Below are 12,872 nucleotides of genomic sequence, written 5' to 3' on the forward strand. Positions count from 1 at the left end.
CGCAAGAAGTCGACCGCGTGGCCGATCCCACGTCACCGGATCACACGTCGGTACTGAACCGGACCCCGCCGTCGGGCAGCTTCACGCCGGGCCACACCCGGGCGCCACCGATCAGTTCACAGCGCGCACCGACGTCGGCGCCGTCACCGATCACGGCGTCCCGCACCAGCGCACGCGGCCCGATCCGGGCACCGAATCCGATGATGGACCGCTCGACCACCGCACCGGCCTCGACCTGCGCCCCGTCGAACAGCACGGCGCCGTCGAGACGGGCACCGGCACCGACCTCGGCGCCGCGTCCGACGACGGTGCCACCGATCAGCAGCGCACCCGGCGCCACCCCGGCACCGGGGTGGACGAGGGACTCGCCGCGCGGGCCGTCCAGCGCCGGCGACGGCGCGATACCGCGCACCAGATCGGCGGACCCGCGGACGAAATCGTCCGGGGTGCCCATGTCGCGCCAGTACGAGGTGTCGACGTGGCCGAACACGCGGGCACCGTCCGCGAGCAGTGCCGGGAACACCTCGCGTTCGACGGAGACGGGGCGATCCGACGGAATCTTCTCGATGATCTCGCGGCGGAACACGTAGCAGCCGGCGTTGATCTGATCGGTCGGCGGATCCTGCGTCTTCTCCAGGAACGCCTTGACGCGGCCGTCGTCGTCGGTGGGAACACAGCCGAATGCGCGCGGGTCACCGACCCGCACCAGGTGCAGGGTGACGTCGGCGTTGGTGCGGAAGTGCGTGTCCAGGACACCGGACAGGTCGGTGCCGCCCAGGACGTCACCGTTGAAGACCATGATGTTGTCGGCCCGCAGGCTCGGCAGCACGTTGCGGATGCCGCCGCCGGTGCCCATCGGCTCCACCTCGGTGACGTACTCGATCTCGAGCCCCAGATCGCTGCCGTCGCCGAAGTGCTCCTCGAAGACCTCGGCCTTGAACGACGTGCCGAGCACGACGTGGCCGATGCCCGCCTGCTTGATCCGCGCCAGCAGATGCGTCAGAAACGGCACCCCCGCGGTGGGGAGCATCGGCTTGGGTGCGGACAGCGTCAGTGGACGGAGCCGTGTGCCCTGGCCTCCCACCAGGACGACGGCGTCGGTCGCCGAAGCAATTGTCATTCTTTCCCCTCGATCTCATTGTCCCGACTCTCGCTCGCGCCGCGCTGCCGGACGGCTGCGGCGACCGCAAGCTTCGAACGCAGGGCGAGACCGCCCCGCAACGCCCACCGCAGCGGCGCCTGCCACCACGCCGGGTGACGGTCCGCCTGGAATCGGTAGGCACTCTCGTGGTGGGCGGGCAGCATCAGTTCCGGATGCCGGCCCGCGGCGTGACCTTTCGCGTGGGTGACCTCGGCGGACGGCACGAACACGTTGAGCCAGCCGGCCCGGCCCAGCCGGTCCCCGAGATCGACGTCCTCCATGTACATGAAGTATCGGGAGTCGAAGCCGTCGATCGCGTCGAACGCGACCCGACGCAGCAGCAGGCACGACCCCGACAGCCAACCCGCCGGACGTTCGGTGATCGTCTCGCTGTCCTGCCGGTACCGCTGCGTCCACGGATTCGACGGCCACACCGAACCGAGCACCGCGTGCCCGGCACCGGAGACCAGGTCGGGAACGGCCCGCGCCGACGGATACACGCTGCCGTCCAGTTCGCGCACCATCGGACCCAGTGCGCCGGCCCGCGGCCACCGCTGCGCCGCGGCCAGCAGTTCGTCGATCGACCCGGGCGACCAGCGCACGTCCGGGTTGACGACGAGGACGAACTCGATGTCGGGGTCGATCTCGGCGACGGCACGGTTGATCGCGCCGCCGTAGCCGATGTTGCCGCCGGTACGCAGCAGCCGGACATGATCGTGAGCGGCGGCCGCAGCCTCGGGGGTGCCGTCGACCGACCCGTTGTCGGCGAGGATCACCTGCGGATTCTCGGTCGTGGCATCGGCCAGCGTGCTCAGGAAATGCTCCAGATGCTCGCCCGGCGAGTAGGTCACCGTCACCACGGCCAGCTTCGAACTCACGACGGCCAGCCTAGCCGCAGTGCCCGTATCGTCCTCATCCGAGCCGGGCCAGCGCGTCGGCCAGCGCGTCGCGCCAGTCCCGCAGCGGCGTCAGGCCCGCGTCCGCCCACGATCGCGGCGACAGCACCGAGTAGGCGGGCCGTGGTGCGGGCCGGACGAACTCGGCGCTCGTGCACGGACGCACCCGCTCCGGGTCGGCCCCGACCCCGGCGAACACGGCCCGCGCCAGGTCGAACCACGTGGCCGCGCCCGCATTGGTGGCGTGCAGCGTCGTGACACCCCGGCCACCGGTGCGGGCCAGCTCGAGCAGCCCGGCCGCCAGATCGGCGGCATATGTGGGCGACCCGATCTGATCGTCGACGACCTGCACGGTGTCGCGTTCACGTTCCAGTCGCAGCATCGTCGCCACGAAATCGGTGCCACCCCCGCTGTACACCCACGCCGTCCGCACGATCTGCGCCGTCGGCAGCGCATCGTGGACGGCCCGCTCCCCCGCCAGTTTCGTGCGCCCGTACACGGTCCGCGGCCCGGTCGGAGCGTCCGCCGCGTAAGGGGCGTCCGCATCACCGGCGAACACGTAGTCCGTCGAGACGTGGATCAGATGGGCACCGGCACGTGCGCAGGCCCGGGCCAGATTCCGCGGTCCGTCCTCGTTGACCGCGGTCGCGGCGGCCACCTCGGACTCGGCCGCGTCGACGGCCGTGTACGCCGCACAGTTGATCACGACCGTGCCCGGCCGCACCCGGTCCGCGACGGCGTCCGCGTCGGTGATGTCGAGGTCTGCCGAACCGACACCGTCCACGTCGACGCCCGCGTCCTGCGCGCCCTGCACCAGCCGGCTGCCCAACTGGCCCCGCGCCCCCGTCACCATGATCCTTCGCACAGCGACCGAGTCTGGCACGCCGGGCCGTGGTGCGCCGTCCCGGAGCACGATCACCGTTAGCCTTGAACACAGTATGAGAACCGACCGTCATCAAGGCCCCCGCGTGCCCCCCGACCGCCCGCCGCGCGACGTCCCACGTCCGCCGGCCCCCGCGTCGCGCAAGCAGATCGCTGTCGCGATCGCCGCGGTCCTGGTGCTCGTGATCACCGGATTCGCCTGGCGCAGCGTCGATTCGCTGCGGTCGAACCTCGCGACGATCGGACTCGGGCTCGGTGGCGGCGAGGACGGCGCCCTCGACATCCTGCTCGTCGGCACCGACAGTCGCACCGACGCGCACGGCAACCCGCTCACGTCGTCCGAACTCGAGGCCCTGCGGGCCGGAGAAGAAGTGGCGTCGAACACCGACACGATCATCCTCGTACGCGTCCCCAACGACGGCAGTTCCGCCACCGCGATCTCGATCCCCCGCGACGCCTACGTGAACGTGCCCGGCATCGGCAAGTCGAAGATCAACGCCGCGTACGGGGCCACCAAGGAAGCCGAACGTGGGCGCCTCGTCGAGGCCGGGAAATCCGATGCGGCCGCGGAGAAGGAAGCCGCGCAGGCCGGCCGCGAAGCCCTCGTCGAATCGGTCGCCGACCTCACCGGCGTCACCGTCGACCACTACGCCGAGATCGGGCTCCTCGGATTCGTCCTGCTCACCGACGCCGTCGGCGGTGTCGACGTGTGCCTCAACGCCGCCGTCGACGAGCCGCTCTCCGGGGCGAGGTTCCCGGCCGGGGAACAAACCCTCGACGGCTCCGACGCCCTGAGCTTCGTGCGGCAGCGGCACGACCTGCCCCGCGGCGACCTCGACCGGATCGTGCGCCAGCAGGTGTTCATGGCGTCCCTCGCGAACAAGGTGCTCAGCGCCAAGACCCTCACCAACCCCGGCAAACTCAACCAGCTGTCGTCCGCGGTGCAACGATCGGTGGTCCTCGACTCCGACTGGGACATCATCGACTTCGCGACCCAACTACAGGGCCTCGCCGGGGGCAGCGTCAAGTTCGAGACCATTCCCGTCGTCGACATCAACGGCACCACCGACTACGGCGAGTCCATCGTCGAGGTAGACCCGAAAGCCGTCCGGAAATACGTTGCGTCCCTGGCCGGGGAGGAACCGGCCGAGGACGCCTCCACGACGACATCCGAGCAGATCCCCACCACCATGCCCGACATCGACGTGTCGTCCGTCGCCGTCGACGTCGCCAACGACTCCAGCGTCAGCGGCCTCGCCTCCAGCGTCGGAAACCTGCTCGAGAACGAAGGCTTCGACCTCGGCACCGTCGGCAACCACACCGGGAAGTCGGTGTCGCGCAGCACCGTGTTCGCGAAAACCTCCGACAGCGACGCCGCCCGGGCGGTGTCCGTGACCCTCGGTGGGTTGCCGATCGAAACCGACTCGTCCCTGAAAACCGGGGAGGTGCGGGTCGTGGTCACCGGGGACTACACGGCACCCACATCGTCTTCCTCGTCCTCGAATTCGGCGTCCGGGACGAGCACCACCGCCACCTCCCCCACCCCGGTCGAACCCGGGCCCCCGATCGACGCCGGCGGTACCGGACCGCGCTGCGTCAACTGAGCGCACCGCGCTCGCGTCGACTGAAGGATTTTTCTGTGACCGATCTGACCACCGCCCTGCTCGACCCGATCCTCGCCGCCGACCCGGCCGGGCCGCGCATCACCTACTACGACGACGCCACCGGCGAGCGCATCGAACTGTCCGCGATCACGCTCGCCAACTGGGCCGCGAAGACCGCGAACCTGCTGTCCGACGAGTTCGGGCTGCTCCCCGGCTCTCGGGTGTCGGTGCTGCTGCCCGCGCACTGGCAGACCGCCGCGGTCCTGCTCGGCGCGTGGTGGGCCGGACTCGAGGTCACCCTCGACGCCGATCCCGATGCGGACGCCGCCCTCGTCACCGCCGACCGCCTGGACGACGTCGCCGACGTCCCCGAGGTCGCGGTCCTGTCGCTCGACGCGTTCGGCCGTCCCGTCCCGGATCTGCCGGTCGGGGTCACCGACTACGCGACGGCGGTGCGCGTGCACGGCGACCAGTTCCGGCCCACCGGAACCGGCGCCGCGACCCTCGACGGCCGCGGCGTCGACGAGGTCCTCGACGCCGCCCGCGCCGCGGCCGCCGCCGACAAGGTGACCGGGTCGGATCGGGTGCTCTCCACCCGCTCCTGGGCGACGCCCGACGAACTGATCGCCGGACTCGTCTCGATGCTCGCGGTCGGCGCCTCGCTGGTGCAGGTGAACAATCCCGACACCGACGCGATCGAACGTCGCGTCGGCGCCGAGAAGGTCACCGTCCGGTTCGGCGGGTAGCCGCCCTCACGCCAGCGCGGCCACCGGGGCCGTGCGGGCCGCCCGCCGCGCGGGCAGGATCGCGGCGATCGCCCCGGCCACGCCGCCGCCCGACACGATCAGCAGCAGCGTGAGCCACGGCAGGGTGCCGAGTTCGAGACCGTCGAACCCGAACACCGACGCCGATCCGGTGATGCCGAAGGCGAGGCCCAGCACGACGCCGAGCACGGACGCGACACCCGCGATGAGCACCGCTTCCCACAGCAGCAGCGATCGCAGGCCCGCACGGGTCAGACCCACCGCCCGCAGCAGGCCGGACTCGCGTCGACGTTCGAGCACCGACAGTGCCATCGTGTTCCCCACACCGATCAGTGCGATCACGACGGCCACCGACAGCAGACCGGCCACGATCATCAGCAGCGTGTCGAGCACGGTGTCCAGCGTCGCGCGCATCACCAGCGAGCCGCCGACCTCACTGCCCGGCGCCGACCGTTCGGCGATCGAGGCGATCTCGTCCTGCACCACACGTTTCTCTTCGTCGGTGAGACCGTCGACCAGCCGGATCCACACCTGGTCGTCGACGACCTGCGGCGACAGCGCCGCCAGCACCCGCCGGTCCGCCAGCGCCTCGGCGCCGCCGGTGGCCGATCCGATCACCGCGTCGGTGCGGCCGACGTTACCGCGCAGCGTCACCGTGTCGCCGAGCTCGAGCCCGAACGCCCGGCGCTCGTCCGGGCCCAGCAGCAACTGGTCCGGCCCGGGCAGGTCGACGTCGGTGCGCAGCGTCGCCCGCACCGCCGCCACGTCCACACCGATCACCGGAAGCGTGTGCCCGTCCGGCAAGGTGATGTCGGCCGTGGCGAGCGCCGCGGCCGCAGCGACCCCGTCGAGGCGCCGGACCCGGTCGACGAGGTCGACCGGCAGCCCGGCCGCGCCGTGCGTGGCGATGCTGACATCGACCGGGAACTGCTCGTCCACCGCGCCCGGCGCACTCGCCTTCGTCACCGCGACGCCGACGACGAGGGTGCTGGTGAGCGTGACACCGATCAGCAGGGCCGTCGCGGTCGCCGCGGTGCGCCGCGGGTTGCGGCCCGCGTTGCCGGCAGCGAGCAGCCCCACCGGGCCGCCGAACCGTCCGACGAACGCGCCCACCGCGGACACCACGGCCGGCACGATGCGCCGGCTCAGCACCACGATCGCGACGAACGTGAGCAGGCCACCGACGCATGCGATCAGCACCTGGCCCGTGGCGACCGCCACCGCGAGGATGCCGACACCCGCGAGCAGTGCGAGCGCCCCGAGGATGCGACGCACCCGCGACACCGCGACGGGTTCGGGCGCCGACTCGAGCGGCTGCAGCGCGGCCAGCGGCGACACCCGGGTCGCGGCCCGGCCGGGCGCCGACGCCGCCACCATCGTCATGACCACACCGACCACCAGGCCCACGAGCACCGTCACCGGTGTCACGCGCACCCCGTGCAGCGGGATCGGCACGTCCACCGCCGTCGCGACCCGGGCGACCGCCCACGCCGCCACGACGCCGACCCCCACCCCGAGCACCGATGCGAGCACGCCGAGACCCGCGGCCTCGACCTGCACGCTGCGCCGCACCTGGGGCGCGGTCGCGCCGACGCAGCGCAGCAGCGCGAGTTCCCGGGTGCGCGCGGCGAGCAGCACCGCGAACGTGTTCGCGATCACCAGTCCCGCGACGACCACCGCGATCGCCCCGAACGCCAACAGCACACTCGCCAGCAGATCCGAGTCACCCAGGTACTGCTGCGACACCAGCTCGGCCTGTCGCGCACCGGTTTCCACGGTCACCTCCGTCGGCAGCGCCGACCGGACCCGCTCCGCCAACTGCTCCGGTGCGAGGGTGCCGTCACCGACCGCGCGCACCTCCCGCCCTCCGGATCCACCGGTCCACTCGTCGAGTTGCGCGGTGGTCGCGAACACCGTGGTGCCGTTCATCTGCTGCGCAGTGCCCGACAGATCGACAGTCCCGACCACCGTCACCGTCGCCGCGACCGCCGCGCCGTCGGCGAGCGGGGTGACCGTCAGTTCGCTGCCGAGCGGAATCCCGGAGCCCGCCGCGACCGCGACCTCACCGGGTGCCTGCGCGAAGCGGCCGTCCACCAATTTCTGCCAGCGCAGAACCGGGTCCGGAGACAACGAGAGTGCCGACCCCCACGACGTTCCCTCGCCGGGACGTCCCACCTTCACGCTCGTCGAGATGTCCTCGGTGACCGCCCGCACGCCCGGCACCGCGGCGACAGTGGCCGCGCTGATGTCCCCGGTGACGACGATGTCCGACGACGCGTACTGGCCGGCCAGCGAATCCGTCACGCCCGCTTTGAGCGTCGAGTTCAGCGTGAGCGTCGCGACGATGAAGGCCACCGAGATCACGACCGCCAGGGCCGAGGCGACGTACCGCCCCGCATGGGCACGCATCTGCGCCCACGCCAGCCCGCGCATCAGTGCGTCCTGCTCAAGTCGTCGGCACCGAGAAGACGCATCGTCTCGATCACCGAATCGGTGGTGGGGCGGTCGATCTCACCGGCGATACTGCCGTCGGCGATCAGCACCACCCGGTCCGCGTACGACGCCGCGACGGGATCGTGGGTCACCATCACCACGGTCTGCCCGGTCTCGCGCACGCTCGACCGCAGCAGATCCAGCACCTCCGCGCCGGTCCGCGAGTCGAGGTTGCCCGTCGGCTCGTCCGCGAAGATCACGTCCGGCTGTGGCAGCAGCGCCCGCGCCACCGCGACCCGCTGCTGCTGCCCACCCGACAATTCGTGCGGGCGGTGTCCGAGCCGGTCGGTCAGACCCAGGCGCCGCACCACCTCGTCGCGCCACCCCTGTTCGGGCAGGCTTCCCGCCAACCGCATGGGCAGCAACATGTTCTCCTCGGCCGACAGCACCGGCAGCAGGTTGAACGCCTGGAACACGAACCCGATCCGGTCCCGCCGCAGCTCGGTGAGCGCCCTGTCACCCAACCGGGTGATCTCGGTGCCGCCCACCTCGACGGTCCCGGCAGACGCGGTGTCGAGACCGGCCAGGCAGTGCATCAGCGTCGACTTTCCCGAGCCCGACGGCCCCATGATCGCCGTGAACGCACCCGCCGCGAAATCCACGTCCACCCCTCGAAGGGCATGAACGGCAGTGTCGCCGGCTCCGTAGGTCTTCGTCAGGCTCCGCGCCCGCACCATAATCCTCATGCTGTCGACGCTATGGCTGGTCAGACGCCCGGCACATCGGAGCGGGGAGCGATCTACGCGAGGCCCGCCGTCATCCCCCGGTAGGACCGGGAGTCATCCCGCCGGGATCAATCGGAGCCGAGCAGATCCTGCGGCCGCACCAGGCCCACCTGGAACGCGTACAGCACGGCCTGTACCCGGTCACGCGAACCGGTCTTCGAGAGAACCCGTCCCACATGGGTTTTCACGGTCGCCTCGGAGACGACGAGCTTTGCGGCGATCTCGGTGTTGGACAGCCCGTGGGCCATTTCCACGAGCACCTCGATCTCCCGTGGGGTGAGGTCCTCCGGCAAGGACGGCAGAGCCACACCCAGCATCGGCCCCACGTGCTGCAGCAGCTTGCGAGTGGAGCGGGCCTCGATGACGGCGTCACCGCGGTACACGGTGCGGATCGCGTCGAGGAGCTGCTCGGGCGGGACGTCCTTGAGGAGGAAGCCGCTCGCGCCGGCACTGATCGCGGACAGCACGTACTCGTCGTTCTCGAAGGTGGTGAGCACCACCACCTTCGGCGAGTCGTCACGCGCGGTGAGCCGGCGGGTGGCCTCGATGCCGTCCATGTGCGGCATCTGCACATCCATCAACACGACATCGGCCGGAGTGCAGGCCAGTGCCGAAACCGCTGCGGCTCCGTCGCTCGATTCGAGAACCACCTCGAGGTCGGGCTGCGAATCGATCACCATGCGGAACCCCGCGCGCACGAGCTGCTGGTCGTCGACGAGGGCCACACGAATCATGGTCGCCAGCCTAGGCGGCGGTGTACGGCAGCCGTCCGTGTACCCGGTAGCCGCCGCCGGCGACCGGACCGGCCGCGAGGGCGCCGCCGTGCAACCCGGCCCGCTCCTTCATGCCGATGACGCCCTGCCCGCCGGGGGACGCGTCGACCAGCGCCGCCGCCCCACCGCGCCCGTCGTCGGTGACGACGAGATCGAGTTCCCGCTCACCCCACGACATCTCGACACGGGCGTGCGCGCCCGGGCCGGCGTGTTTGAGGACGTTCGTGAGAGATTCCTGCACGATCCGGTACACGGTGAGACCGGTTCCGACCGGCAGGTCCCGCCGCTCCCCGGACACCTCGAGGTCGACGGCGAGCCCCCCGCGCCGCAGGTCCTCCACGAGCCCGCCGACGTCGTCGGCGCCGGGCAGTGCCGAGAACTCCCGCGGCCGGTCCTCCCGCAGCACCGACAGCAGGCCCCGCATGTCCGTCAGGGCCTGCCGCCCCGTCGACGCGATCGTCTCCAGGGCATCGAGCGCAGCCTGCGGATCCTTCGCACCGCCGTAGCGTCCGCCGTCGGCCTGGGCGATGACGACCGTGAGCGAGTGCGCGACGATGTCGTGCATCTCGCGGGCGATGCGGGTGCGTTCACCGATCGCGGCGAGTTCGGCCTCCTGCGCGCGTTCGAGTTCGAGGAGCCGGGCGCGTTCGGAGAGTCCCTCCACCTCCTGGATGCGGACCCGGCGCAGATCGCCGAACGCCCACACGGCGATGACGAACACCACCAGCAGGCTCGCGTTGGCGACCGCTCCCTGCCAGGTACGGCCGTCGTATCCGAAGTATTCGACGCCGGCCGCGGCCGCCCCCAGGATCGCGACGACCAGCGCGGTGTAGCTGCTCCACCGGGGCGCATACGCCGCGAACGCGTACAACGCGACCGGTACCGCGATCGCGCTCGGCATCAGCAGATCCGAGACGACCATCAGGTGCGCGACCGCGAACGCGGCCACCACGAACCCGGAGATCACCGTGTGCGAGCGGCGCCACGCGAGCGGCACCGTCATACCCAGCGAGATGATCACCCGCTCGGCGCCTCCGCCGTCGACCGCGGTGGCCAGACAGAACAACGTCAGGAGCGCCGCCTCGGCGCGGTCGATTCCGACGGCGTGGGCGGCGCTCCATCGGTACCAGCGTTCACTCAGCCGAGAGCGCGCCGGACGGGGCGTCACGGGTTCAGCCGAGCAGCTTCGCGCGCAGCGCCGCGTCCTTCTCCAGCACCATCTGCTCGAGGCCGGCCTGGAAGTCGGCCATCCGCTGCTGCAGGGCCGGATCCGAGGCGCCGAGGATGCGGGCCGCGAGCAGGCCCGCGTTGCGGGCGCCGCCGATCGAGACTGTTGCGACCGGGACACCGGCCGGCATCTGCACGATCGACAGCAGCGAATCCATGCCGTCGAGGTACTTGAGCGGAACGGGCACGCCGATCACCGGCAGCGGGGTCGCCGAGGCGACCATGCCGGGCAGGTGGGCGGCCCCGCCGGCGCCGGCGATGATGACCTTGATTCCTCGGCCGGCGGCGTCCTTCGCGTAGTCGAGCATGCGCTGCGGGGTGCGGTGCGCCGACACGACACCCACCTCGAAGCGGACACCGAACTCGGCGAGGGCCTCGGCGGCGGCCTCCATCGTCGGCCAGTCCGAGTCGCTGCCCATGATGAGCCCGACGAGGGGCCCGTTCGATTCCGTCACTTGGTCGCTCCCGTGTGCTCGTCGTATCCGTCGGTCCATTCGGCGTGCGACAGCCAGTGCGCCGCCCGCTCCGCGCGTTCCCGCACGGCCGCCACGTAGGCCGGGTCGTCGATCGAGCCGGACGCCGCACCCACGATGTTCACGTGCCCGATCTTGCGGTCCTTGCGCTCGCCCTTGCCGTACAGGTGCACCTTGGCGTCGGGCATGCGCGCGAACAGGTGGTGCAGGCGCTCGTCCATGCTCATCTCGGGTGCCGCGGGGGCGCCGAGCACGTTCGCCATCACGGTGACCGGGGCGATCGGCGACGGGTCGCCGAGCGGGTAGTCCAGGACCGCGCGCAGATGCTGCTCGAACTGTGACGTGCGGGCGCCGTCCTGCGTCCAGTGGCCGGAGTTGTGGGGGCGCATCGCCAGCTCGTTCACGATCAGGTCACCGGCGGTGGTCTCGAACAGTTCGACGGCCATCGCTCCGACGACGCCGAGCTCGGACGCGATCCGCAGTGCCAGCTGCTCGGCCTCGGCGGCCCGCTCGGCCGGCAGGTTCGGGGCCGGTGCCAGCACGACCGAGCACTGCCCGTTCACCTGCACGGTTTCGACGACGGGCCACGACGCGCCCTGCCCGAACGGGGAGCGGGCGACCATCGCGGACAGTTCACGGGTGAAGTCGACGGCCTGCTCGACCATCAGCTCGACGCCCTGATCGAGCTGCTGCGCCACGATCTGCTCGGCCTCGTCGGAGTCGTCGGTGATCCACACGCCGCGGCCGTCGTAGCCGCCGCGGACTGCCTTGATCACGACCGGCCAGCCGTGTTCGGCACCGAACCGGACGACGTCCTCGGCCCATGTGACCTCGGTGAACGCCGGGATCGGGGCGCCCATCTCGCCGAGCCTGCGACGCATCGCCAGCTTGTCCTGCGCGTACACGAGCGCCTGCGGCGGCGGCTGGACGTTGACGCCCTCGGACACCAGTACGTCGAGGTGCTCGGTGGGAACGTGCTCGTGGTCGAAGGTGAGCGCATTGGATCCGGCCGCGGCCTTGCGCAGTGCCTCGAGGTCGGTGTGGCTGCCGAGGACGATGTCCGGACCGACCTGCGCGGCGGGCTCGTCGACACTGCCGGCGAGCACCCGCAGGGTCTGTCCCAGCTCGATCGCGGCCTGATGGGTCATGCGCGCGAGCTGACCGCCGCCGATCATCGTCACCACGGGCATCCCGGTGGGGAGGTCACGCGGCGGGGTGGGGCGGGATTCGGATTCGGATTTGCCGGTCACGACACACCATGGTGTCATGTCGGCTCGCGGCTCGTTCCGTCGAGGTCGGCGGGCGTCGCATCCTGTGGAGAACCTGATAGATCGCGGTCCGCTGCACCGTCTGCGTCGCGGCTTCGTACAATACTTCGTTGTGTCATTCGTCGACGCGGCGTTGAGCCGAGTTCCCGAGCCCTTCCGGGCCCTCGTCCTGCGCCACCACGAATTGGTCAAGTTCGCGATCGTGGGCGGCACGACCATGGTGTTCGACCTCGCGATCTTCTACTCGCTGAGCCTGACCGTCCTCGAACAGAAGCCGGTGGTCGCCAAGATCCTGTCCGGTGTGATGGCGACGATCCTGAGCTACATCCTCAACCGGGAGTGGTCGTTCAAGCATCGCGGCGGACGGGAACGCCACCACGAGGCGCTGCTGTTCTTCACGATCAGCGGTATCGGCGTGATCATCGCCGCCGCCCCGCTGTGGATCGCGAACAACATCTTCGACGTCCGTTCGTCGGTCAGTTTCACCGCGCTGATGGTCATCGACTTCGTCCTCAACTACATCATCGGCAACCTGCTGCAGATGGTGTTCCGGTTCTGGTCGTTCCGTCGCTGGGTGTTCCCCGAGGAGACCGGACCCGAGACGCCCGAACGCGAGACCGTCTGAT

General features: G+C 70.8%; 12 protein-coding genes. 3 read left to right on the top strand and 9 right to left on the bottom strand.

Annotated elements, in window-relative coordinates; translation table 11 throughout:
- Nucleotides 1–40: 40 nt before the first annotated feature.
- From manB to rfbD, 3 genes are read right to left on the bottom strand one after another with little or no spacing between them, the layout of a single operon-like run.
- Nucleotides 41–1,120: a mannose-1-phosphate guanylyltransferase ManB gene (gene manB / locus Q5696_RS15595; RefSeq protein WP_305092208.1), complete on the bottom strand. Its 1,080-nt coding sequence runs from the start codon at nucleotides 1,118–1,120 to the stop codon at nucleotides 41–43.
- The gene (locus Q5696_RS15600) at nucleotides 1,117–2,019 is read right to left on the bottom strand and encodes a glycosyltransferase family 2 protein (RefSeq protein WP_305092209.1); all 903 of its coding nucleotides are present in this window, start codon (nucleotides 2,017–2,019) and stop codon (nucleotides 1,117–1,119) included. Before Q5696_RS15600 ends, manB begins: the two co-directional genes overlap by 4 nt.
- A 34-nt stretch (nucleotides 2,020–2,053) precedes the next feature.
- The gene (rfbD, locus tag Q5696_RS15605) at nucleotides 2,054–2,902 is read right to left on the bottom strand and encodes a dTDP-4-dehydrorhamnose reductase (protein WP_305092210.1); all 849 of its coding nucleotides are present in this window, start codon (nucleotides 2,900–2,902) and stop codon (nucleotides 2,054–2,056) included.
- A 103-nt stretch (nucleotides 2,903–3,005) separates the two neighbouring features.
- Between rfbD and Q5696_RS15610 the strand changes: the two genes are divergently transcribed.
- Both Q5696_RS15610 and Q5696_RS15615 read left to right on the top strand, forming a co-directional pair.
- Complete coding sequence (locus tag Q5696_RS15610) at nucleotides 3,006–4,523, top strand: LCP family protein (protein WP_370654803.1); 1,518 nt, start codon at nucleotides 3,006–3,008, stop codon at nucleotides 4,521–4,523.
- 35 nt (nucleotides 4,524–4,558) lie between these two features.
- Nucleotides 4,559–5,269 (top strand): TIGR03089 family protein, encoded by a 711-nt coding sequence (locus Q5696_RS15615; protein WP_305092212.1) that lies wholly within the window; start codon nucleotides 4,559–4,561, stop codon nucleotides 5,267–5,269.
- Nucleotides 5,270–5,275: 6 nt separating this feature from the next.
- Here Q5696_RS15615 and Q5696_RS15620 read toward each other — a convergent pair whose 3' ends face one another.
- The 6 genes from Q5696_RS15620 to Q5696_RS15645 all read right to left on the bottom strand — a co-directional run bounded on the left by Q5696_RS15620 (nucleotide 5,276) and on the right by Q5696_RS15645 (nucleotide 12,246).
- The gene (locus tag Q5696_RS15620) at nucleotides 5,276–7,720 is read right to left on the bottom strand and encodes an FtsX-like permease family protein (RefSeq protein WP_305092213.1); all 2,445 of its coding nucleotides are present in this window, start codon (nucleotides 7,718–7,720) and stop codon (nucleotides 5,276–5,278) included.
- Complete coding sequence (locus Q5696_RS15625) at nucleotides 7,720–8,466, bottom strand: ABC transporter ATP-binding protein (protein WP_305092214.1); 747 nt, start codon at nucleotides 8,464–8,466, stop codon at nucleotides 7,720–7,722. Before Q5696_RS15625 ends, Q5696_RS15620 begins: the two co-directional genes overlap by 1 nt.
- A gap of 107 nt (nucleotides 8,467–8,573) precedes the next feature.
- The gene (locus Q5696_RS15630) at nucleotides 8,574–9,239 is read right to left on the bottom strand and encodes a response regulator transcription factor (protein ID WP_305092215.1); all 666 of its coding nucleotides are present in this window, start codon (nucleotides 9,237–9,239) and stop codon (nucleotides 8,574–8,576) included.
- Between the two features lie 10 nt (nucleotides 9,240–9,249).
- Complete coding sequence (locus Q5696_RS15635; RefSeq protein ID WP_305092216.1) at nucleotides 9,250–10,446, bottom strand: sensor histidine kinase; 1,197 nt, start codon at nucleotides 10,444–10,446, stop codon at nucleotides 9,250–9,252.
- A gap of 4 nt (nucleotides 10,447–10,450) precedes the next feature.
- The gene (gene purE, locus Q5696_RS15640) at nucleotides 10,451–10,924 is read right to left on the bottom strand and encodes a 5-(carboxyamino)imidazole ribonucleotide mutase (RefSeq protein ID WP_305095328.1); all 474 of its coding nucleotides are present in this window, start codon (nucleotides 10,922–10,924) and stop codon (nucleotides 10,451–10,453) included.
- 32 nt (nucleotides 10,925–10,956) lie between these two features.
- Nucleotides 10,957–12,246, bottom strand: a complete 1,290-nt coding sequence (locus Q5696_RS15645) for a 5-(carboxyamino)imidazole ribonucleotide synthase (protein ID WP_370654804.1) — start codon at nucleotides 12,244–12,246, stop codon at nucleotides 10,957–10,959.
- 112 nt (nucleotides 12,247–12,358) lie between these two features.
- On the opposite strand from Q5696_RS15645, the gene Q5696_RS15650 reads away from it, so the two are divergent.
- On the top strand, nucleotides 12,359–12,871 hold the full coding sequence (locus Q5696_RS15650) for a GtrA family protein (protein ID WP_305092218.1): 513 nt from the start codon (nucleotides 12,359–12,361) through the stop codon (nucleotides 12,869–12,871).
- Nucleotide 12,872: the final 1 nt, after the last annotated feature.

Source organism: Prescottella sp. R16 (assembly GCF_030656875.1).
GTDB lineage: Bacteria > Actinomycetota > Actinomycetes > Mycobacteriales > Mycobacteriaceae > Prescottella.